The sequence below is a fragment of the Shewanella sp. GD03713 genome (assembly GCF_029843705.1).
GTDB lineage: Bacteria > Pseudomonadota > Gammaproteobacteria > Enterobacterales > Shewanellaceae > Shewanella.
The window spans coordinates 1940266-1961574 of the sequence record NZ_JAOCIW010000001.1 but is presented as its reverse complement, the minus strand read 5'-3'; the positions used below and the strand labels follow the sequence as shown (position 1 = coordinate 1961574).

Genomic DNA, 21309 nt, shown 5'->3' with positions numbered 1-21309 from the left:
CTCCTCGTTCTGAAACTTCACCAACATCGATAGCAAAAGCGCTTAACTATCTATGACTCATAAAGAAAGTTGGCAAACTTGACCCCAAAATATTGGAGTTTTACTCAGTAATTAAATGTTGCTGTCAATTAAGTCAAACCCCAATTTTGGCCCCAACATCTGCCGCGATCGATTTGTCGCGTTGACAAAAGTTGGTGAGCTTTCTAGCTTAATAATCGAGACTATTATCTCATTAACAATGTACAAGGATGTATTTATGTTTAAATTAATTGCTCTAGTTGCTGTGTTACTCTTTTCTGCATACATAAAATCTGCTGAATATCCTTCGCATGTAGGCAAATCGCCATTTAGTTTCGATACAATTAACACCCCATCAAATACGTTTGTTGTTTCGGATAAAGGTCAAGATAATGATGTATATATCTTGAGCGATGATGCAAAAACCTTTGACTTACAATTCAGTCTGAAAATTGATCGTTATGTCATGTTGGGTTGGAGTAATTTGAAATGAACAAGCTAATTTTAAATATATTATTAGGTATCTTAGCTGCGCTCTATACTTTTAGTGCTAGTTCAATACCACAAAGCATACAGATTCATAAGTCAGGCGAGATTATAAATGGTGAGTTTTCAACATCATTTCTGTCACCTGCTCTTGACAAGTTTGTCATTTCGATCTCTATGGTTTCTGATACAAATGTTAGCGATATTCGGTTAATTACCCCGAGTGGAGTTGTCATTAACTCCGAGAATGCTTCAAGTTACAATTGTAACTTTTTATTCTTTACCCCATTGACTCCGGAAGAACACTTAATTTCGTTAGAAAATAGCATTATCATAGAGCTCAATAATGTTGCCTCAGGTAAATATGTCATTACAGGAAAGGCGAGTGGCACTCAAAATCTAATTCCAATCAGAATAAAATTCCCTACATCAAAAATAAATTTTGCATTGACACTTGGTGAAGTTGGTCCAAATAAAAAACCAATTAGCGTAGGAAATATCTTTCCTGTTTATGTGCAACTGTATGATGATAGCGTTCCACTGGCTACAGCCGAAGCCTCTTTTGAATTTGTGAAAGATGGTGCTGTAGTCAGCAAGATTATAGCTGTAGATGATGGCTCTGGAATGGACTTCAAAGCTAGAGATGGGAGTTATCATGCTTTTTTCACCCCTGAGGTTGAGGGGGAGTACGCTGTGCTTGTCAGAATACAAGGCACTAATCTAAGCGGTGAGTTGTTTGAGATGAGTGTAACTCAAAATTTTATTTCTATACTCCCGCAAGTATATGTGACTGGTAAGGTTGAAGAAGTCTTGGTCGACTTGGATAAAGACGGTTATATTGATGAACTCAGATTGGAGTTTGAGACTGCTGGCCCATTTCAATCTACAGGATTTTATTATAACAGGGTTACGCTAGAGACCGAAGATGGCACTAAATTTTTTGCTGGTCGCAAAATGGATGCTACAGAAAATAAAATTTCTGTAACGTTTAAAGGGGAGGAACTCAGGAGGTTAGGATATTCAGGTAAATTTACAGTTGCACATTTCTGGCTTGATTATGGTTATGTGAGGATTCAAGATAAAGATAATTTTTACATAACTTCATATTTTAAAAATGATTCCTGGGAGCGTGACGATTTACTTTATTTAGGCAATGTGATATTCGAGCCTATTAACAGTGAAGATAGCCGTGTCATCGAGAAGATAGACGTTTCTTTTGAGGTTGATACACTTCCCGCAACAGCAAAGTTTGGCTATTCGGCGACAATAACCACTGTCGGTGACGAGCATGTCGGAGTCTATGGCAATCCTGACATTGAACTGAAGAAGGGGGTTAACAGAATTACATTCTCCATTCCTGAAGCTGATTTTGCAAAACTACAATCAAATACAGCATTGAAAATAAAACAATTAACCATGTATCCCTTAATAAAAGGTGGCAAGGTTATATCTAAAAGAAATGTGGCTACCAGTTTAGTATATTCGTGTTGGGACTTTCGAGGTTGTTCTACGGCCGACAATGCGATTCCTGTAGCAGTAGATGATGTTGTAACTTCTCTTGGAAAAGCAATGTATATACATGTTGCTCAAAATGATCTCGATGATCACGGCGACTTACTTAAGGTTAACTCAGTAACACCCGCTCAGCATGGGATAGCAGAAATAGTCGGTAATTCTATTCAATATACGCCAACTTCAGGCTTTGAAGGTGATGACGTTTTTCAATACGAAATAGTTGATATTCATCCAAGAAATAATATTTTGAAGGGAGGGTCTGCAATTGGCACTGTGCGCGTATCAGTAAAACCTAACCATGCACCTATTGCTAATGTTGATTCCTATCACATCCCCGAAAACATGACCTCGTATTTCTAGGTGCTAGTTAATGATACTGATCCGGATGGCGACGGACTCTATATTTCTTCGTTCACTCAACCTAGTCACGGTACTCTTTGAATCGCCACTAACATCGTAGACACTTTCTAACATTACAAAAATTAGATCAACAAGCTAGTACCAAGCAGAGCCAGTTCAGTCATGCGAAACACGGAATGGGTCAATTAGCTTTTTTGCCAAATGAACAGTGCAATGGCCGTCAAAATTGCCATTGTTGCAACAGTGACCGTTGGCGACATGGATGTCGCCGTTGAGCCTATAGGGACATATTCACGGCGTGTCACTGGGGAAACAATGACAATTAATCCTACACACCTGACGACGAACTTAACTCGTTTTGGGGCATAATGGGTTTAGAAATAGCAGCGTACCTATGAGCTCGCTGCCATTTTAGTATGTGACTTTATTACTCCCCCACACTTAATAAACACAGTCACAAACATATGGGTGATTATGTTGCAACGACAGGGAGCGACGGATTGATGATGCGGCCGATGACGTGTTAACCCACACATTAACAAGAATACAAACAAGAGGACAAAGGATGCGGTGTTTTTCAAGGTAGTTGTCACTCTTTGCTTAAATATTAAGCTGCATTTATTACCCCTTCTATTGGTGCTTTATCTGGGTTTAGGGTCACGGGCCCAACTGCCTCACAATTTCTCACGTCTTTAGACCAGCGCGTCGGTCTTCTTGCCTTTGCCGCTTCAAGCACTTCCTTACGCTTGGCTAAAATAGCGTTATCTAGCTGAGCATGACGTTGTCCTGGTGAGACAAAATTGAGCTGGCTGTGTTTATGTTCATCGTTGTACCAGGTTACAAACTTTTCCACCCATTCTCTTGCTGTTGCTAAGCTGCTAAAACCTGATGCAGGCCACTGTGGTCGGTATTTTAAGGTTTTAAATAACGACTCTGAAAAGGGGTTGTCGTTACTCACCCGCGGCCGACTTAATGATGCCGTAATACCGAGTTCTTCTAGCTTGGCTTTCATGGTCAATGACTTCATCGGCGCCCCATTATCAGAGTGCAGCACTAATGGCGTATTAAAACATTGTTCGCGTAACATGCAGCGTTGGATTAGCGCGGCGGCGTACTCACCGCATTCTTGTTCGTGAACTTCGTAACCCACTATTTTTCTACTGTAAATATCTTCAAACATGTACAGATAATAAAACTGGCCTTTGACGGTTGAAGCCAAATAAGTGATGTCCCACGACCACACTTGATTCGGCCCATCTGCCCGATAACTTAACGGTTTGCTTCGATTAACAGCAGCCTGAGTGCGACCACGATGGTTAAGTTGACCATGAGCATTTAACACTCTGTAGAAGCTGGATTCCGAAGCGATATAAATCCCGTTATCTAATAATGTTGGCACAATTTGCGACGGGGGTAAGCTGGCGTACTCCGCTTGATTACACACACTTAATATCTGTTGTCGCTCATGTTCTTCGAGTTTATTGGCGGGCTCTGGACGAGCCGCTGTCGGCCTTAAATCAGCTTGTACTTGACCTTCTCGATACCAACGTCGATAGGTACGCTTACTGAGGCCCGTTTCAGCACAAGCCTTATAAAGGCGAGCACCATTGGTATAGGCCTCTTGAATTAAGGCAATCAATGCTATGCGCTCAGGCAAGGGGGTTAGCTCTCCTCGCTGTCGTCCCCCCAGAGCGCATTGAGCTTTTTTCTGAGCACCAGTAATGCGGCAGCTTCTGCCAACGCTTTCTCTTTGTAGCGCAATTCCCGTTGCAGCGATTTGATTTCGGCTTTGTCAGCCTTGGCCTGCTGTTTAATGGTTTTAGTTTGTACTTCTGAGGTTTGAAAACCAGACAAGCACTCCAACTTCCACTGTTGTACTTGTTCGCGGTACAAGCCTTTTTCACGACAATACTGGCTTATTTCTGCTTCTGATAGCGGAGCAGTTTCAATAATCACGGCAAGTTTGGCTTCAGCTGACCAATCATCGGCTGTTAATGTTTTACCTGGCACGGGGCGACCTTCTTTTCTGGCAATATCCCGCCAATGATACAAGGTTTGCACCGCAATGCCTTCTTCCCGAGCAACCTCTGCGACCGTTAAATTGTGAGGCGGTAATAATTTTTTAAGGATCGCCTCTTTACGTTCTGGTGAATACCGAGCCATTTTGTTCTCTTTTGCCGCACCCTGTCTTTAAAAATAATGATTATTTAGGGGTGACAACAATCCTGACACAGGGGGGATGTACCAGATTGCGATTGTGATATTCGATGAATTTACCGATATCGATTTCTTTTTAATGCGCGATATTCTCGGCCGCACAACAACCGATTGGACAGTCAAAGTGCTAGGCACCAAACCTAGCCACAGGTCGAGTTTGGGAATGACGGTAGAAACCCATGGTCATGTCGCGCAAGTCGCCGATGCTGACGTGGTATTATTCAGCAGTGGCTACAAAGGCGTACCTGCCGCACTTGCGGATCCTGAGTTTATGTCGGCCCTTAAATTAGATCCCTCGCGGCAATTACTTGGCAGTATCTGTGCGGGCTCATTCTTCTTTGCCAAGTTAGGCTTACTCGACAATATTTCGGCGACGACGCATCCCGATGCCAAACCCGCATTAGTGGCCATGGGTGTGGAGGTGGAAGACTGCGCTCTGGTGATCAATGGCAATATTGCCACTGCGGGAGGTTGCCTGTCCTCACTCTATTTAACGGGTTGGGTAGCGGAGCGTTTATTTGACAGTACAAAGCGCCGCGAAATTCATCGGCAACTGCTCCCCGCAGGCCAAGCCGATGTGTTTGACGCCTTAATCGAATCCTCGATTGCCTCAGCGATTCGCTAACACAGCTCCTCAGGATAAAAGGCCTTCAATAATGACACTCAAAGCACTACTCAATCAGTTAAAAACCGAGCACAAGCTCACCAGCGCAGCCGAACTGGCAGCCTTATTGGCGCAAGATGAAGCGCTAGTCCAGCAGATAAAACAGGCGGATGCGCAGTATTGGGTCAACTTTAGCAAGCAGACCTTTGATGGTTGGTACTGCATCGCTACGCCATCGAATGCCAGCTACCATGTGTACTATCAAGAGCGTGGGCAACATTGCTGGGAAGAAGAAGAAGTATTTAGCGATCAATACTTGGCCATAGCCACCGCGATATTTGCTTCAGGAGTGTTCCATGCTGAATAAAGGCATCAGTGCTAAGTCTTAATAATATTTGATAAATCTAGCGGCATAACAATTAATGCCAAGGCTATCTACCAAAACCAATTCAGACCACATAATAAAGCCAATCAATCTGCCGCGACTTACAATATTGATGGCTTTTCATCTGAGTAACTTACTGTTAAGGTGATGTTTTTATAAGCAATTGACGTTCAACTTCTACACGTCAATAGCAGCGGAGCATTCACTATGGATTGGTTACTGATCGCCCTCGCAGGCTTACTCGGCGGCATGCTAAATGCGGTGGCGGGCGGTGGCAGCTTTATGACCTTATTTGCCCTTGTGTTTGTTGGCGTACCGCCACTGTTGGCTAACGCGACGGGCACCGCCGCCCTGCTTCCCGGTTACCTTGCCAGTGCTTGGCGTTTTCGAAAAGAGATTGAATATCCTGCAAATCTTAATCTAAAAACCCTGTGCCTGATTGCGATTGCTGGCGGATGCCTAGGCGCGGCGATTCTGCTAAGCACCAGCGAGCAAGTCTTTGCTTATCTCGTTCCTTGGCTGATTTTGCTGGCCACACTCGCCTTTATTGGTGGACCTTGGTTACTGAAAAAACGCTTAGCGAATGCCAGTATCACTCGTATGAATACCGTCAAGCCACTGACTGCAATGATGATTCTGAGTCTTGTCTGTATTTATGGTGGCTATTTTAATGGGGGATTAGGGATTATTTTACTCGCCACCTTTGGGCTACTCGGCCAGACCCAATTACATGGGATGAACGGGCTTAAGAATTTACTCTCCGCCTTACTCACCACCATTGCCGTGGTGATTTACGCCCTAGGTAATCTGATTGACGGGCAATATCTGTTACTGCTTGCCATTATGGCGATTATTGGCGGCTATCTTGGCGCCGCGCTGGCTTATCGCATACCTCAATCCCTGTTGCGGGGTTTTATTGTGCTTGTCGGTTTCGCCATGAGTGTGGGATTTTTTATGCGTTAACCCCTTTGCGTTAGCCTAAAATATCTCAACCTCAAGAGTCATGTATTGGCAGACTACCTGCTTAATAGAAATCTAGGGACTGGGCAAAATAAGGAAGCTTGATGGGCTTTATTGCAATTAGACAAGCACAGATAACAGACCTTAACGCCATGGCTAACTTACTGTTGCAGCTGGGTTACAGTGCCAGCGAGGCACAATTACATCAATATCTCGATGCTCCTAAAAGATCGGATGAAATCTATCTCGCCGAGTCTGAGGGATTTGTGGTTGGGTTGATAAGTATAGGGCGTGTTGGCGTTTCAGGGTTATTTTTGCAGCTATTTGGCTGACGTTTATGCAAGGCAAAGTCCGTGCAGTGTAGTTATTCTACATAAACGGACGATAACGCGGCAGAAACGCCAGCCAAATGCTGCCCGAAGGGTTCGCCTGGCAAGCACTTGCTCTTACTTTCAGTCATAAGAGCCGCTCGTCATTTGAGTAGGATAACTACACATCATTCCTCGTTTCGCGAGCACGAGCTTGCCAGAACCAACAAAATTTAATCTCGAAACGTCAACACGCCCTAATCTTTTTGATTATTTTCCATCACAGCAGCAAATCTGCCGCATTACCGCCTTAGTGGTGGCTGAAGCGAGTCGAGGTTTAGGTGTGGGGACGCAACTGATTGACTTTGCCAAAGACAGAGCAAGTAAGCGGGGTTGTCACCAGCTTGAGGTCACCACCTCTATACGCCGCGAGCAGACCCAAGCCTACTATGAGTCCATTGGCTTTGAGAAAACCTCCTTTCGCTATATTCAAGCCGTTGACGTTAGCACAAAGTGATTTAGCCCAAATAAAATAGGCGCTTAAGTAAACTTAAGCGCCTATTTTGGCTAAGCGTTCGCGTGGGATTAATCCTGCGCCAACTCCTTATCTAATTGTTGGGCAATCGCTTCTGGCGAGCCGCTGTTACGGGCAAAGAGACCGTAGGCGGTTGGGATCACAAAGATAGTGAACAAGGTCGCCAGCATAATACCCGAAAGTACCACCACACCAATCACGAAGCGGGTTTCCGCCCCCGCACCAGCGGCCAATACCAGAGGTACGGCGCCTGCGGCAGTGGTAATCCCCGTCATTAGGATGGGGCGCAAACGCTGACAAGAGGCTTGAATAATGGCGCGGTCGAAATCGACGCCCTTATCCCGTAACTGGTTGGCAAATTCGACGATAAGAATACCGTTTTTCGCCGCAAGGCCCACCAGCATAATAATCCCAATCTGGCTGTAGATATTGAGACTCTGGCCCGTAAACCACAGCCCAATCAAGGCGCCAACTGTGGCAAGCGGTACCGTCAGCATGATCACCATAGGGTGAATATAGCTTTCGAACTGCGCCGCTAATACTAGGAATACAATCCCCAGCGCCAGCAGGAACACAAAGTACATTGAGCTGCCAGACTCTTGATAATCCAAAGATTGTCCCTTGTAGCTGATCACCGCTTCCGCAGGCAGGTAAGCACGCGCCACTTGATTGAGGTAATCCAGCGCCTCACCTAGGCTATAACCATCCGCCAAGCTGGCCTCAATGGTAATCGCCCGCATACGGTTATAACGGTTAAGGGAGCTGGCATCGGCAAACTCTTCGACCGTGACTAAGTTTGATAGCGGGATCAGCTCCTTGGTCCGTTCGGAGCGAACATAGATATTTTGCAGATCGGCCGCAGTATTTTGGTTACTGCGCTCCCCTTCCACAATCACATCATACTCTTCGCCATCACGCATAAAGGTGGTGACTAAACGCGAACCCAGCATCGATTCTAAGGTGCGACCGATATTGGAAATCGATACCCCAAGACTGGCCGCCCTGTCCCTGTCGATCACGACTCTAAGCTGCGGTTTGGTCTCTTTATAATCGTGGTCAAGGCCAAGCAGTTTAGGATTTTCCGCCGCCTTTTCCATCATAATGTCGCGCCAGCGGGCCAACTCTTCATAGCTTGGCCCACCAATCACAAACTGCACAGGTTTACCCACGCCACGGCCAAAGGCTTGACGCATCACAGGGAAAGCTTGCACACCGGCTAAATCCGCGAGGCGCTTGTTAATATCGCCTATCACTTCTTTCATCGGGCGACGTTGTCCCCAATCTTCGAGCACGATAATCGCCATACCATTAGAGAAGTCGGCGGCGCGGCCAAAGCCACGGGGCGCACGGATCAGCAAGCGTTTAATGTCGCCCGAGTCCACCAACGGCATTAAACGGTTTTCCACTTCGTTCATGTAGGATTCGATATATTCATAACTCGCGCCCTGCGGCCCGTTCACCATCAAAAATAACGAACCCCGGTCCTCCTGGGGCGCAAATTCCTGCGGCACTTTTTGGGCGAGCAGCACACTGCTCCCGAGCGCAATCAAGACTAATATCGACATCAGCACAGGTCTTGCCATCGCCTTCTCAAGCGAGTTTTGATAGCCACGGGAAATCCCCGTCATAATGCTATCGACCTTACGCACTAACCACGAATCCTGCGATGCGGGTTTAAGCAGCTTTGAGCACATCATCGGGCTTAAGGTTAAGGCCACGATACTGGAGAAGATCACCGCCGCGCTCATTGCTACCGCAAACTCTTTGAAGAGCTTACCTAAGTCCCCTTCGAGGAAAGTGATCGGCATAAATACCGCCACTAGCACTAAGGTGGTGGCGATAACCGCAAAGGCCACCTCACGGGCGCCCAAGAATGCCGCCTTTAAGGGTGAATCTCCTTCTTCGATACGGCGGTGAATGTTTTCCAGCATCACAATCGCATCGTCTACCACCATACCGATGGCGAGGATCATCGCCAGCAGCGTCAACAGGTTGATTGTGTATCCTAGCGCATAGAGGACGATAAACGTCCCGAGCAAAGACACGGGCACGGTAATCGCGGGGATTAACATGGCGCGCACGCTGCCAAGGAACAGATAAATCACGATAATCACCAGCACCATGGCGGTGAACAGGGTTTGGTACACCTCTTTAATCGAGGCTTCGATAAACACTGAGCTGTCGTAGCTGCGTTTAATCGACATGCCAGCGGGTAAGGTTGGATTGATTTTATCGACTAAGGCGTTAACGGCGCGGGCCACTTCTAAGGTGTTGGCGGTCGACTGTTTCGACACCCCAAGACCAATCATGGCCTCCTTGTTGCCGCGGAACATGATGCGCTCTTCTTCCGAGCCAATTTCCACCTTAGCCACATCGCCAAGTTTGACTAAATAGCCATCTTCGCCTTGGGAAATCACCAAATTGGCAAAGTCCTCGGCGGTGCGATAACTACGCTCTAAACGCACGGTAAAGTGACGCTCCTTGGACTCGAGCGAACCTGCGGGCAACTCAACGTTTTCAGCTCTTAACGCGGCTTCAACATCGGCCACAGTAAGGCTTCTGGATGCTAATGCTTGTCTATCGAGCCACACGCGCATGGCATAAACTTTGCCACCACCGATACGGATCATCGACACCCCGTCCACCACGGACAGACGGTCAGATAAATAGCGACGGGTGTAATCGGTCAGCTCTAATGTGGTCATTTGATCCGACACTAAGTTGAGCCACATAATCACTTCATCGCCACCGTTGGCCTTTTGCACCTCTGGGGGATCGGCTTCTTCGGGTAAGTTATCTAACAGGCCCGAAATTCTGTCGCGCACATCGTTGGCCGCATCTTCAATGTTGCGGCTGATATCGAACTCTAAGGTCACCTGCGAGCGACCATCGCTGCTCGATGAACTCACATGGCGAATACCTTCGACGCCGCTGATCCTATCTTCAATCAGCTGGGTAATACGGCTCTCAACCACGGCGGCACTGGCACCGCGGTAGTTGGTCTCAATCGAGACAATCGGCGGGTCGATGTTAGGGTATTCCCGCAGCGGTAACTTATCGAATGCCACCAAACCAAAGGCCACCAGCAATAGGCTAATAACCGAGGCAAATACCGGTCGTTTAACGGAAAGATCTGTCAGGATCATACACTTGGCTCCGCATTAGCATCGGAAAGATAGCTAAACTTCTCGGCCAATTCGGTTTTGACCACATCGCCTGGGTGCACTTTGAGTAGCCCGCGGATCACCACATTTTCACCAATCTCTAAACCACCGAGGATTTCGACCCAACCACGGGTACGAATACCAATGGTGACTTGCTTACGCTCAATCACATTGTCCTTATTGACGCTGTAAACAAAGTGCTCTTTTTGGATTGGGATAATCGCCGACTCAGGCAACATCAAGGCCTCACGGCTGCGCTTGATGAGTTTCACCTTCATCAGCATGCCAGGCAGTAAACGTAAATCAGGATTTGGGATTTCTGCGCGTACAATCACAGCGCGAGTGGTTGGGTTTACACGGCTATCGATAGAAATCACTTTGCCTTTAAAGATTTCATCGGGGAACGCCACGGCTTTGGTTTCAACTTGCTTGCCGGGCTGCAGGTCTTGAATAAAGCGCTCAGGCACAGAAAAGTCTAATTTAATCTTAGAAATATCATCGAGTGTGGTGATCTCAGTCCCCGGAGTCACTAGGCTACCCACACTCACTTGGCGCAGACCCAAACGGCCATTAAAAGGCGCCACTATGCTGCGATCATTGAGGGATGATTGTGCCTGCTCTAACTCGGCGCGGGTGGTATCGATTAAGGTTTGCAGGCGGTCACGCTCTAGCTCCGCCACAGTGCGGCTAGTAACCAAAGAGCTGATCCGCGCTAATTCGCGCTGGTTGTCGCTCACCTTCACCTGCGCCACTTTCACTTTGGCTATCTGCTCGGCATTTTGCAACTGCACCAATAAGTCGCCCTTCTTGACGATATCTCCATCATCAAACTTGAGTGAGGTGACTACATCGGTGACCTTAGGCGTGATAGTGACTGACTCAAAGGCCTTGTTGGTGCCTATGGCTTCGACTTCGTCACGCACTGGGGCCATGGCGGCCATCGCGATGACCACATTAGGGGTGAGCTTAACTTTTGCTTGCTGAGGTGCTTGGGGTTGCATACTTTGGTATCCAAACCAGCCCGCAGCCAAAATGGCGATGATAATTATGATTTTTTTCATCTGGCTTCCAAATGATGATGACTCGCATTAGTGACGGCTAGTTTACCCACTCGCATCATTGCATCAATACGTTTTACTTTTTCTTACAAATTACGCCAACTGCATAAAATATGTAATAAACGGCGATTCGAGTCAGAAAGGGGAAGATGGATTAAGAATACAGTAGGATAATTGGCATTTTTAGCGAATTACTTCAACAAATATCAAAATTAAAACCAGTTTATCTAAAACCATGCTTTAAATATTGATATACGCCAGAAATATTCTGAAACATCATTCTGTATAGTTAACGCGCAGGGCGAGCACAGCGGTGCTCAAATGGCAGGCACAAAAAAGGGCGATAAATCGCCCTTTTTTGACTGAGATAGAATTAACGCAGTTTGCGCTCTTCTTTCATCAGGCTAGACAATGACTGGTACACATTGGTCACGACGTCATTTGACAGTGGTTGGTCTTCACCGTCGCGCAGCAGGATTTTAGTTTCCTCTGGGCTATCACCGTCTTCCAGCAGTATGCGGTAACTGCCTTCCTTCAGGGCCAATTGCTTGTCGTTCCACAACGAACTCCAGAAACCAGAGTTGTCAGTAAACTTAATGAAGTACAAGCCCTTGGCGCTATCCATATCGGCAATTTCAAAGCCCATTTCTGGCAGCACGATACGCAGACGTTCCCACACTTGCTTGTATGGCGCTTTCGCGGACCAGTAAGCGGCACCTTCTTCAGGCGTCACTAAATCCACATTGATCCCTAAGGTCTGCTTCAGACGGTTCGCTTGAATCGCTTGCTCGCGCTTCACACTCATGTAAGCGATAGAGCTGTTTAGCATGTCGATGGTGTAACGCTGTTTATCTTCGCTGCTTAACAGGACATCTTGCTCTTTACCGTCGTAAAACTCTTGGTGTTCAACCAAGTGAATAACGATATTCGCGGTACGGCCGTGTGGACGGGTTTCGACGTCGAAGCGATAACGTTGACGCAGCAGATACTCTTTATCCGAACCCCAGAGGCTAGACTCCAACACTTCCGTGTTTTCAATCCAATCGGTTTCGATAGTACCTTTATCGAAATCGCGGTTGCGGATGCTAATGCCTTGCTTAGCAAAGAAACCATCTAAGTTAGTGAAGATCTCTTGCTTAAGATCGACGCTGTTATCAATCGATTCAACCACGATCTTAATGTTATCGCTGCCCTCTTCCACGTGCGTACCTTCTGCCATTGGCAATACTTGCAGTGGAGGACGGATATCGAGGTTTTTACCAACCAGCGCGGAATTCGCCTTTGGCCCTAAGTTAGGCACTTCAAATTCTTTATTGTATGGCGGTGCTTTTAATCCCTCGGGGATCTTCAGCATTGGCGCTTGCTCGGCCTGCACATAGTCTTCACCGCCGTTTGCTTGGCGACGCTCTAATGGCGAGCTACAAGCTGCAACGGCAGCAACTAGGAACAGTGGGGTGACTTTCTTTAACATTAATTATTTAACCTCTATCTGGGCGCGAGTCATTGCATCTAACAACAGACCATGACATTGCTCAGAAAGTTCAGTCAAAGGTAAACGAATATGGCCACACTCAATCAGTCCCATACGGTGGGCGGCCCACTTCACAGGAATTGGGTTCGCTTCACAGAACAGTGTGCTATACAGACCACGCAGCGGCTCATCGATGCTCGCCGCTAATTCGGCGTTGCCCGCCAGTGCTGCATCACACATGGCTTTAAATGCTTTTGGCACTATGTTGTTAGCAACCGAAATCACGCCATTACCGCCAAGGAGTAAAAACTCCCTCGCCGTTGCGTCATCGCCGCTGTACAACATAAAGTCATTACCGCAAAGCTCACGTAAACGCTGTACGCGTGATACATCACCCGTGGCTTCTTTAACACCAATAATATTGCTCACAGCGACCAATTCGGCCACGGTTTCGGGCTTCATGTCGACGGCGGTGCGTCCTGGTACGTTATAGAGAATTTGCGGAATATCCGTGCTCGCCGCGACCGCTTTATAGTGCGCGACTAAGCCCTTTGGCGTGGGCTTGTTGTAGTAAGGTGTCACGCCTAACATGGCGGCAACCCCTACTTTAGATAAAGACTTGGTGAGTTCGATAGCTTCAGATGTCGCATTCGCGCCATTGCCACCAATCACAGGAATACGGCCTGCGGCAAACTTAACCGTTTGCGCGACCACAGTAACGTGCTCATTCATTGGCAGAGTCGCTGACTCGCCGGTAGTGCCCACGGCGACGATGGCGTCTGTGCCTTGGTCAATATGGAATTCGACTAACCTTTCAAGACTTGCAAAATCTACTGAGCCATCACTGTTCATTGGCGTGATTAAGGCTACGATGCTTCCGTTTATCATCTGACTTCCCCAAAATTTCAGGATTCGCTATGGTACTGATGCCAACCATTAATGACAAGCACTAACGGGGCTCTCAAATTGAATTAGTTATGGTAGCATTACATCCCGCACAAAAACTCGGCACTCAGTCTCGAGTTTTCGCTCTATGATATCGAAAAAGTGAGGACAATTCATGACCAATTTCCTGGTCGTAACCGCAATGGGCGTAGACCGTCCTGGACTCGTAAGTAAACTAGCTCGGCTTGCCAGCGACTGTGACTGCGATATCGTCGACAGCCGTATGGCATTATTTGGTAACGAATTTACCTTAATCATGATGTTGTCAGGTTCGTGGGCATCCATAACGAAAATTGAAAGCCTGCTCCCGAGTCTCAGTGTTGAATTAGAACTGATGACAGTGATGAAGCGCACCTCTAAACATACGCCGCAAAACTACCTTTCACGCCTTGAAGTGCGCTTTACCGGTAAGGATCAGCGCGGCACCATGAAGCTTATCACCCAGTTCCTCGCCGACCGTTCCTTAGACTTAGCCGCAGTACGCTCTTTCTCTGAAGAACTCGACAACGGTGAGCAAACCCAGACGATTTCGTTGACCATCAATATTCCTGAAAAAGTTGAACTAGAAAAGCTCGAAAAGAGTATCTATCAACTCTCTGAAGAAATGGCACTGGATTGCACCATTAGACGCATGGAAGGCACCACCTCAAGAAGCGATAGAGGATAATTGATGAACACATTAACCGCTGGCGCGAAAGCGCCGCTATTTACCCTTCAAGATCAACAGGGTAATGCTGTTTCTCTACAAGAATGCTTAACGCGCGGCCCGGTTTTAGTCTATTTTTACCCTAAGGCTTCAACCCCAGGCTGCACAGTGCAAGCCTGTGGTTTACGTGACAGCAAAGCTGAACTGGACAGCCACAAAGTGACCGTGCTTGGCATTAGCCCAGATCCCGTGGCTAAATTAGCTAAGTTTGCAGAAAAACAGTCGCTTAACTTTACTCTGCTCAGCGATGAAGACCATAGCGTGGCCGATGCCTTTGGCGTTTGGGGCGAGAAAAAGTTTATGGGCAAAATCTACGACGGTATCCATAGATTGAGCTTCCTCATCAATACAGACGGCACCATTGCCCACGTGTTCGATAAGTTTAAAACCAGCGATCATCACCAAGTCGTGCTGGCGCAAATTGCCGGTTAATTGCGCATTTTAGTGCCGCATTAATGCCTCTCGCCTCAAAACAGCGTACAAAAAATTAGCAGTTGAACGCAAAAAGGCCCTTTATCAGGGCCTTTTTTCATGAAAAATTTTCAGCTTGCGTCTAAAAATCAACCTAATTTGCGGAATAAATTCAAGCGGATGCTGCTTAGTTGCCCAAGATTAGGCCAGATAAGGCCAAATAACTGCCGCGGCAATGCTCCACATGGTCAACCAAATAAAGCGGTCTAAGTATCGCCACGCCGCTGGGCGACTAAATATCGGCGCCAATAAACGCGCACCAAAACTTAGGCTGAAGAACCAAATAAACGAAGCCAGTACCGCGCCCGCACCAAACCAAGGACGATGGGCATCTTCGAACTGAGTACTAATACTCCCCAGCAGCACGACGGTATCTAAATAAAGGTGTGGATTGAGCAGGCTGATCCCAAGCGTGGTCAGCATGGCCTTACGCAAAGTATCGGCATTTTGCGCATTGCCCATCTCCATCCCTTTAGCGACAAACGAGGCCTTAAGTGCATTAGCTCCGTACCAAATCAAAAAAGCGGCGCCACCAAAACTGGCTACATGTTTGATGGTCGGGAAGGCTTCGATAATGTGCCCAAGCCCCGCCACACCCGCAGTGATCATTAAGGCATCGATGATTGAACAAAGCAGCGCAATCGGCAAAGGATACGCTCGCTTAATCCCCTGCTTTAGCACAAAGGCATTTTGCGCCCCTACGGCAATAATCAAACTACCACCAATGCCCATACCTTGTATAAACGCCGTTTGCATAACTACCTCTCATGTCTGAAGAAGGCGCTAGCATAGACAAAACAACAAAATTAATATAACTAATGTTTTTTATGTATCATAAGTAAAATTAATAATTTTAAGGAGGACAAAGATGTTGGAATACGCCAATCTTAAAGCGCTTGCGGTCGTCGTCTCCGAAGGTGGTTTCGAGCGCGCCGCCAAAGTGTTGCATATCACCCAATCGGCGGTGTCACAGCGCGTTAGGCAGTTAGAAGAACGAGTCGGCCAATCCTTACTTATTCGCTCAACGCCCGTGGTGGCTACCCCTACGGGTAAACGTTTATTGCGCCACTATTCACAGGTGCAACTACTCGAGAGCGAGTTGAGAGCCGAGTTAGATGCCGATGACCCAAACCATCCCACGACAGTGCGAATTGCTGTCAATGCCGACAGTTTAGCGACATGGTTTTTGCCCGCCTTGGCCGATATGTTCAGCCGCCATGCTTGGCTGCTGGAATTGATTGTCGATGATGAGTCCTACACCCATCACCTACTGAAAAACGGTGAGGCCGTCGGTTGCGTGACCACAACAGCCAACCCCATGGCCGGTTGTAGCAGCGAGTTTTTAGGAACCATGGAATATATGTGCGTCGCCACCCCGGCATTTGCGGCGCGTTATTTCGAATGGGTAGAAAATAGCGATGATGTCGGCGCTCAAATTACCCAAGCGCAGCTAGCGAAAGCCCCGGCCGTGGTGTTTTCAACTAAAGATAAAATGCATGAAAAGTATCTCGCCCAGTATTTTCAAATGTTGCCAGGCCAATGGTGGCAACACAGCATTCCCTCATCGGAAAGTTTTTTGGAGGCGATTAACTTAAGTCTGGGTTATGGCTTAGTGGGACACTTACAGGCAAAACCTCTGATAGACAAAGGCATATTAATTGAGCTCACCCCAGAAAAACGCATTCGAGTGCCCCTATATTGGCAGCATTGGAATATAAAGGCCAAGCAAACGACCTTGGTGTATCGCGCCCTCGCCGCCACCGCGCAGCATCTATTACAGCAATAATGGGTACATCAAGAGTGAGTAAAACAATTGTTAGTAGAAATAGTTAGCGGACAAAAAACTGAGCACTCAGGCCCAGTTTTTTTCTATTCGTTTTTACCTACTGCCAGCGGCTTAGGCTTCTGCCGAATCCGCCTTCACCTGCGTTATCGCCACGGGTTCAATCTCGGTTTTCGGCCAAGCGTTGATCACCGCTTTCACCAAGGAGGCTAATGGAATAGCAAAGAAAACGCCCCAAACGCCCCATAAACCACCAAACACCAACACGGCGGCGATAATGATGACTGGGTGTAAATCCACCGCATCGGAAAACAAAATAGGCACCAGCACGTTACCATCTAACGCCTGAATAATGCCGTAACCTAACATCAAATAGCCAAACTCGGAGCTAAAGCCCCACTGGAAGAAGGCCACCAACATGATAGGTAAAGTGACTAAGGTCGCGCCTACATAGGGAATGAGCACCGACAAACCAGTCAATACCCCGAGTAAAGCCGAGTATCTCAGCCCCATAAAGGCAAAGAAGATGTAGCTCGCCACCCCGACAATCACAATCTCAATCACTTTGCCGCGGATATAGTTGAAGATCTGCTGGTGCATCTCAAACCATACCTTGCGGGCTAATTGTCGATTAGTAGGGAAAAAACGTTTGCTACCACTGATCAGCTGGTCTTTATCCTTCAGAAAGAAAAACACTAATAAGGGCACTAAAATGGCGTACACCATCAGCACCAATAACGAGGCAGAATAACCAATCAACTGCTTGGCAATATCGAGCAGATGCTGGGTATCGAGCAGTTTTTTAAGCTCGGCGACCATTAAATTGAGCTGCTCAGAGCTGACAAACTGCGGATACTGGGTCGCTAATCCCTGCAAGGTTTGTAAGCCCTTGTCGATCATACTCGGCAAATCTGTCATCAAGCTCACGCCTTGGCGCCACACGCTCGGGATAAGGCCAAAGGTCAGCAGCACCACTATCCCTAAAAACAGCACGAGTACTAAAGAAGCGCCAGTCGTGCGATTAATCCCCAATTTCAGCATTTGCGCCACGGGCCATTCGAGCAAAAAGGCCAGCACTAACGCCACGAGTAACGGCGCTAATAAGCCACCCGCAAAATACAACACTAGGGCAAGGCCGACGAGAATGGCGAGCAACGTCACCGCCTGAGGATCGCTAAAGCGCTCTTGATACCAACGAGAGAAAAAACTAAACATGAATTCGTTCCAATGAGGTGATTGGCTTTCCGAAAACGCAGGAAAGATGCTTATGCTTTGGTGGTTAACCTTATCGCATCCGTTTTACTGTGTATATGCTTGAAAATCAGTTAACTGCTACCTATGACCGACACGCAAAGGCGAAGTTGCAGCTAGCTAACTCGCCATTTTGACTGCGGCATTGAATCATGCTTTGTGTATGATTATCCCTGCGATAAATCAACTTTTGTAATTAATAGGCCTAACTGGCTTGCATCATCGTGTAACGTCACGACCTGATGCCCCTGTTTTTTTAAAAAAGTGGGAACATCTCGGCGGGAACCTGGGTCTGAGAGTAGGATATGTAAGCTGTCACCAGCAGACACAGACTTCAACGCAAGTTTGACCTTAACCAAGGGAACGGGGCAGCGCAATGATGTTAAATCAATAAAAATCATAATTAACTTGCTATGAACGAACTTGGGCTATTATCCTAAGTTGCAATTCAAACTACAAGCTAAGGGCTACCTAAGCCTTAGTTGAGACACTTAAAAGAAATAAAGGATCCACTTGCGTAATTTGACGTTTTTGACCCGATGTAAACCCCTTGCGGCGAGTGTGCTTTCATTAATGTTACTCGGTGGAGCCGCAAAGAGTTTTGCCAACAACGACTTGCCCGATCTGGGTACCGCCGCCGTCAATACCTTCAGCCTAGAAAAAGAAATGGTCTATGGCGATGCCTATATGCGCGTTATTCGCTCATCGGCGCCCATGCTGAACGATCCGGTATTGAGCCAATATTTAACTGAACTGGGCAACAAATTGGTCGCCCACGCCACGGGAGTCAAAACGCCCTTTTATTTCTTCTTGCTGCAAAATGATGAAATCAACGCCTTTGCCTTCTTTGGCGGCCACGTTGCGGTGCACACAGGGCTATTTCTTAATGCTGATAACGAAAGTGAACTGGCCTCAGTATTAGGCCATGAAATCACCCACGTGACCCAGCGTCACTTAGCACGCTCCCTCGAAGCGCAGCAAAAAACCGGACCAGCGACCGTAGCTGGCTTACTCGGCGCCATTTTATTAACGATCGCCGTTCCTCAAGCAGGGATGGCCGCGTTGGCAACCACCCAAGCCATGGCGACACAATCAAAAATCAACTATACCCGCCTGCATGAAAAAGAAGCCGATCGTATCGGCATGCAAATTTTAGTCGATGCGGGATTTGATCCTAATGCCTCCGCCGATTTCTTTGGCAAACTCGCCAGTCGTTACCGTTTTACGACTACGCCACCGCAAATGCTGTTAACCCACCCTTTACCTGAATCACGGATTTCCGAAGCGCGGGATCGTGCCCAGCAATATCCCCACCGTTATGTGCCGGATAATCTGAACTTCCAGCTCGCTAAAGCCCGTATTCAGGTGCGTTTTTCCAGTTATAGCGACGATGCGGTATTGAGCATGTTTGAAAAGCAGCTCAATAAGCAAACCTACAGCTTTAAAGAGGCGGCCCTCTACGGCAAAGCCTTAGCACTGTTTAGATTGAAGAAGTTTGATGAATCCGAAAAAATTGTCGATGATCTATTAAAAATCGATGATAACAACTTGTTTTATCTCGATACTAAGACGGATTTGCTTAACGAACGTAAGGATTATGCCCAGGCAACTAAGTTACTCGAAACTCAGCGGAAGATGAAACCCACTTCGCAGGTGATCAACGCTAACTTAGCCAATATCTATATCGAGGCTGGTGATCCCGCCAAAGCGATTCCGCTGCTCGAAGATATGATTTTCCTCGATAAGCAGAATCAACTGCCCTATCAGTTGCTAAATCTTGCCTACAAGAAACTTGGTAACCAAGGGATGGAGTATTTCTCCAATGCCGAGTTAATGGCACTGGGGGCGAATTATAAAGGCGCAATCGATCAACTGAACTTTGCCTATCGCGCCTCGGAAGGTAATCCATTACAACTGGCGCGAATCGAAGCACGTATCCGTCAATTTAAACAAGCGGATAAAGAGATGGATGCTCTGAAGTAAAATCGGCTCTGTTATTTAATCTATTGCTAATCCCTGATAATCGCGCCCCGAACACCCTGACGGGGCGCTGTTTTTTCTGCTATCATCCGCGCCATTGTTTTAGCCGATTGAGCATGAGAACTATGACCCAAGCAACGATTTACCATAACCCACGTTGTTCAAAGAGCCGCGAAACCTTAGCCCTACTCGAGCAACAAGGCTGCGATATCACAATAGTGGAATACCTTAAAAATCCTCCAAGCGCCGCTGATATTCGTGGAATTTTAGCCACGCTCAAACTCAGCGCCCGTGAGTTAATGCGCACTAAGGAAGACGAGTATCAAGCACTAGGTCTTGCCAATCCGGCTTTAACCGAAGAACAACTTATCGACGCCATGGTCAAAACGCCAAAATTGATTGAACGCCCAATCGTACTGGCTAATCAACAGGCAGCCGTTGGTCGTCCACCGGAAAATGTACTGAATATTCTCTAAGTTGTTCAGGCTATTTCACCACTGTTCCAAGATGTTTAGATTAGGAAAATCATGACCTCAAGCACTCTGCTGACACTGAGCCGTTTAGGCTACCTTGCCCTCGTTCTCCTGCTGGGCGGTTGGTTTATTGGTCAGGGCATCAATGGGGAATACACCTTATTATTCAGCCTGCTTTGGCTAGTGCCTTTATTGTTGCCTGTAAGAGGCATTTTAAAGGGCAACCCGTACACCTACGCTTGGGCCAGCTTTATTTTATGCTTATATATGCTGCACGCCCTCACCTTGTTGTACGTCACAACCGATGCATTGGCCTTTGCTATTATTGAAGTCCTGCTGATTGGCGCGTTGTTAGTCGCGTTCCCGTTTTATGCTCGTATCCGTGGACGTGAACTAGGCTTGGGCCTTAAGAAAAAGTCCGACAAGCAAGACTGATTGTGAGATCCAATCAATCTCATCGCTGGCAGCGAACAACAAGTCACGATTAGCCAGTGCCGATGAGCAAGTTCCGATGAGTAAGCGCGGTTCGGTTTTAATACCGCTCCGCGCTCTTGGATTCGAGAAGTCGTGATTCAAAACATCATGACGCTATAAATTCTAACCCCGCTTTATAACCTTC

Annotated in this window: 21 protein-coding genes and 1 pseudogene; 14 read left to right on the top strand and 8 right to left on the bottom strand. The window is 47.1% G+C overall.

What is annotated here, in order from left to right; all coding sequences use genetic code 11:
- Positions 1-256: 256 nt before the first annotated feature.
- The 3 genes from N5E87_RS08805 to N5E87_RS08795 are packed head-to-tail and all read left to right on the top strand — an operon-like array spanning position 257 to position 2460.
- On the top strand, positions 257-511 hold the full coding sequence (locus N5E87_RS08805) for a hypothetical protein (protein WP_176370361.1): 255 nt from the start codon (positions 257-259) through the stop codon (positions 509-511).
- A complete protein-coding gene (locus tag N5E87_RS08800; protein ID WP_279775257.1) occupies positions 508-2379 on the top strand; it encodes an Ig-like domain-containing protein in 1872 nt (623 codons plus the stop codon). The genes N5E87_RS08805 and N5E87_RS08800 overlap by 4 nt, the downstream gene beginning before the upstream one ends.
- A complete protein-coding gene (locus N5E87_RS08795; RefSeq protein ID WP_164718004.1) occupies positions 2380-2460 on the top strand; it encodes a hypothetical protein in 81 nt (26 codons plus the stop codon).
- 526 nt (positions 2461-2986) lie between these two features.
- Here the strand turns inward: N5E87_RS08795 and N5E87_RS08790 are convergent.
- A protein-coding gene (locus N5E87_RS08790) for an IS3 family transposase (RefSeq protein WP_088213182.1) occupies positions 2987-4542 on the bottom strand; the annotation gives its coding sequence in 2 pieces (ribosomal slippage) (positions 2987-4080 and positions 4080-4542; 1557 coding nt in all).
- A gap of 76 nt (positions 4543-4618) precedes the next feature.
- Here N5E87_RS08790 and N5E87_RS08785 point away from each other — a divergent pair.
- The 5 genes and pseudogenes from N5E87_RS08785 to N5E87_RS08765 all read left to right on the top strand — a co-directional run.
- On the top strand, positions 4619-5221 hold the full coding sequence (locus N5E87_RS08785) for a DJ-1/PfpI family protein (protein ID WP_086904916.1): 603 nt from the start codon (positions 4619-4621) through the stop codon (positions 5219-5221).
- Between the two features lie 31 nt (positions 5222-5252).
- The gene (locus N5E87_RS08780; protein WP_086904917.1) at positions 5253-5567 is read left to right on the top strand and encodes a cytoplasmic protein; all 315 of its coding nucleotides are present in this window, start codon (positions 5253-5255) and stop codon (positions 5565-5567) included.
- A 225-nt stretch (positions 5568-5792) separates the two neighbouring features.
- Positions 5793-6548, top strand: a complete 756-nt coding sequence (locus tag N5E87_RS08775) for a sulfite exporter TauE/SafE family protein (protein WP_086904918.1) — start codon at positions 5793-5795, stop codon at positions 6546-6548.
- 101 nt (positions 6549-6649) lie between these two features.
- On the top strand, positions 6650-6877 hold the full coding sequence (locus N5E87_RS08770; protein ID WP_232015280.1) for a hypothetical protein: 228 nt from the start codon (positions 6650-6652) through the stop codon (positions 6875-6877).
- Positions 6878-7118: 241 nt separating this feature from the next.
- A pseudogene (locus N5E87_RS08765) lies at positions 7119-7370 on the top strand (GNAT family N-acetyltransferase); the annotation flags it as partial.
- A gap of 68 nt (positions 7371-7438) precedes the next feature.
- Here the strand turns inward: N5E87_RS08765 and N5E87_RS08760 are convergent.
- The 4 genes from N5E87_RS08760 to dapA form a co-directional block, all read right to left on the bottom strand.
- Positions 7439-10534 (bottom strand): efflux RND transporter permease subunit, encoded by a 3096-nt coding sequence (locus tag N5E87_RS08760; protein WP_011716690.1) that lies wholly within the window; start codon positions 10532-10534, stop codon positions 7439-7441.
- A complete protein-coding gene (locus N5E87_RS08755; protein ID WP_086904492.1) occupies positions 10531-11613 on the bottom strand; it encodes an efflux RND transporter periplasmic adaptor subunit in 1083 nt (360 codons plus the stop codon). The genes N5E87_RS08760 and N5E87_RS08755 overlap by 4 nt, the downstream gene beginning before the upstream one ends.
- 370 nt (positions 11614-11983) lie before the next feature.
- Complete coding sequence (gene bamC, locus N5E87_RS08750; protein WP_220055255.1) at positions 11984-13081, bottom strand: outer membrane protein assembly factor BamC; 1098 nt, start codon at positions 13079-13081, stop codon at positions 11984-11986.
- 3 nt (positions 13082-13084) lie between these two features.
- Positions 13085-13969: a 4-hydroxy-tetrahydrodipicolinate synthase gene (dapA, locus tag N5E87_RS08745; protein WP_011716687.1), complete on the bottom strand. Its 885-nt coding sequence runs from the start codon at positions 13967-13969 to the stop codon at positions 13085-13087.
- Between the two features lie 172 nt (positions 13970-14141).
- On the opposite strand from dapA, the gene N5E87_RS08740 reads away from it, so the two are divergent.
- Entirely contained in the window at positions 14142-14693 is a 552-nt protein-coding gene (locus N5E87_RS08740; RefSeq protein WP_011716686.1) for an ACT domain-containing protein, read from the top strand.
- 3 nt (positions 14694-14696) lie between these two features.
- Positions 14697-15164 (top strand): thioredoxin-dependent thiol peroxidase, encoded by a 468-nt coding sequence (bcp, locus tag N5E87_RS08735; protein WP_011716685.1) that lies wholly within the window; start codon positions 14697-14699, stop codon positions 15162-15164.
- A gap of 180 nt (positions 15165-15344) precedes the next feature.
- Here the strand turns inward: bcp and N5E87_RS08730 are convergent, their stop codons facing one another.
- Positions 15345-15959, bottom strand: a complete 615-nt coding sequence (locus tag N5E87_RS08730) for a LysE/ArgO family amino acid transporter (protein WP_011716684.1) — start codon at positions 15957-15959, stop codon at positions 15345-15347.
- Between the two features lie 112 nt (positions 15960-16071).
- On the opposite strand from N5E87_RS08730, the gene N5E87_RS08725 reads away from it, so the two are divergent.
- Positions 16072-16989 (top strand): LysR family transcriptional regulator ArgP, encoded by a 918-nt coding sequence (locus N5E87_RS08725; RefSeq protein WP_011716683.1) that lies wholly within the window; start codon positions 16072-16074, stop codon positions 16987-16989.
- Positions 16990-17100: 111 nt separating this feature from the next.
- On the opposite strand, the gene N5E87_RS08720 is transcribed toward N5E87_RS08725, so the two are convergent.
- Both N5E87_RS08720 and N5E87_RS08715 read right to left on the bottom strand, forming a co-directional pair.
- Positions 17101-18201 (bottom strand): AI-2E family transporter, encoded by a 1101-nt coding sequence (locus N5E87_RS08720; RefSeq protein ID WP_011716682.1) that lies wholly within the window; start codon positions 18199-18201, stop codon positions 17101-17103.
- A 203-nt stretch (positions 18202-18404) separates the two neighbouring features.
- A complete protein-coding gene (locus N5E87_RS08715) occupies positions 18405-18638 on the bottom strand; it encodes a sulfurtransferase TusA family protein (RefSeq protein ID WP_037419895.1) in 234 nt (77 codons plus the stop codon).
- Positions 18639-18750: 112 nt separating this feature from the next.
- Here N5E87_RS08715 and N5E87_RS08710 point away from each other — a divergent pair, with 112 nt between their 5' ends.
- The 3 genes from N5E87_RS08710 to N5E87_RS08700 all read left to right on the top strand — a co-directional run bounded on the left by N5E87_RS08710 (position 18751) and on the right by N5E87_RS08700 (position 21125).
- Complete coding sequence (locus N5E87_RS08710) at positions 18751-20220, top strand: M48 family metalloprotease (protein WP_086904487.1); 1470 nt, start codon at positions 18751-18753, stop codon at positions 20218-20220.
- Positions 20221-20342: 122 nt separating this feature from the next.
- Entirely contained in the window at positions 20343-20693 is a 351-nt protein-coding gene (gene arsC / locus N5E87_RS08705) for an arsenate reductase (glutaredoxin) (protein ID WP_047535240.1), read from the top strand.
- Between the two features lie 51 nt (positions 20694-20744).
- On the top strand, positions 20745-21125 hold the full coding sequence (locus N5E87_RS08700; RefSeq protein ID WP_011716678.1) for a DUF2069 domain-containing protein: 381 nt from the start codon (positions 20745-20747) through the stop codon (positions 21123-21125).
- The last annotated feature ends 184 nt before the right edge of the window (positions 21126-21309 follow it).

What these genes read in the sequence shown, in the direction of transcription:
- arsC (WP_047535240.1), top strand. Translation starts at nt 20,343, where the DNA reads ATGACCCAAGCAACGATTTACCATAACCCACGTTGTTCAAAGAGCCGC.
- N5E87_RS08805 (WP_176370361.1), top strand. Translation starts at nt 257, where the DNA reads ATGTTTAAATTAATTGCTCTAGTTGCTGTGTTACTCTTTTCTGCATAC.
- dapA (WP_011716687.1), bottom strand. Translation starts at nt 13,969, where the DNA reads ATGATAAACGGAAGCATCGTAGCCTTAATCACGCCAATGAACAGTGAT.
- N5E87_RS08775 (WP_086904918.1), top strand. Translation starts at nt 5,793, where the DNA reads ATGGATTGGTTACTGATCGCCCTCGCAGGCTTACTCGGCGGCATGCTA.
- N5E87_RS08715 (WP_037419895.1), bottom strand. Translation starts at nt 18,638, where the DNA reads ATGATTTTTATTGATTTAACATCATTGCGCTGCCCCGTTCCCTTGGTT.
- N5E87_RS08740 (WP_011716686.1), top strand. Translation starts at nt 14,142, where the DNA reads ATGACCAATTTCCTGGTCGTAACCGCAATGGGCGTAGACCGTCCTGGA.
- N5E87_RS08800 (WP_279775257.1), top strand. Translation starts at nt 508, where the DNA reads ATGAACAAGCTAATTTTAAATATATTATTAGGTATCTTAGCTGCGCTC.
- N5E87_RS08785 (WP_086904916.1), top strand. Translation starts at nt 4,619, where the DNA reads ATGTACCAGATTGCGATTGTGATATTCGATGAATTTACCGATATCGAT.
- bcp (WP_011716685.1), top strand. Translation starts at nt 14,697, where the DNA reads ATGAACACATTAACCGCTGGCGCGAAAGCGCCGCTATTTACCCTTCAA.
- N5E87_RS08760 (WP_011716690.1), bottom strand. Translation starts at nt 10,534, where the DNA reads ATGATCCTGACAGATCTTTCCGTTAAACGACCGGTATTTGCCTCGGTT.
- N5E87_RS08720 (WP_011716682.1), bottom strand. Translation starts at nt 18,201, where the DNA reads ATGTTTAGTTTTTTCTCTCGTTGGTATCAAGAGCGCTTTAGCGATCCT.
- N5E87_RS08700 (WP_011716678.1), top strand. Translation starts at nt 20,745, where the DNA reads ATGACCTCAAGCACTCTGCTGACACTGAGCCGTTTAGGCTACCTTGCC.
- bamC (WP_220055255.1), bottom strand. Translation starts at nt 13,081, where the DNA reads ATGTTAAAGAAAGTCACCCCACTGTTCCTAGTTGCTGCCGTTGCAGCT.
- N5E87_RS08725 (WP_011716683.1), top strand. Translation starts at nt 16,072, where the DNA reads ATGTTGGAATACGCCAATCTTAAAGCGCTTGCGGTCGTCGTCTCCGAA.
- N5E87_RS08780 (WP_086904917.1), top strand. Translation starts at nt 5,253, where the DNA reads ATGACACTCAAAGCACTACTCAATCAGTTAAAAACCGAGCACAAGCTC.
- N5E87_RS08770 (WP_232015280.1), top strand. Translation starts at nt 6,650, where the DNA reads ATGGGCTTTATTGCAATTAGACAAGCACAGATAACAGACCTTAACGCC.
- N5E87_RS08730 (WP_011716684.1), bottom strand. Translation starts at nt 15,959, where the DNA reads ATGCAAACGGCGTTTATACAAGGTATGGGCATTGGTGGTAGTTTGATT.
- N5E87_RS08755 (WP_086904492.1), bottom strand. Translation starts at nt 11,613, where the DNA reads ATGAAAAAAATCATAATTATCATCGCCATTTTGGCTGCGGGCTGGTTT.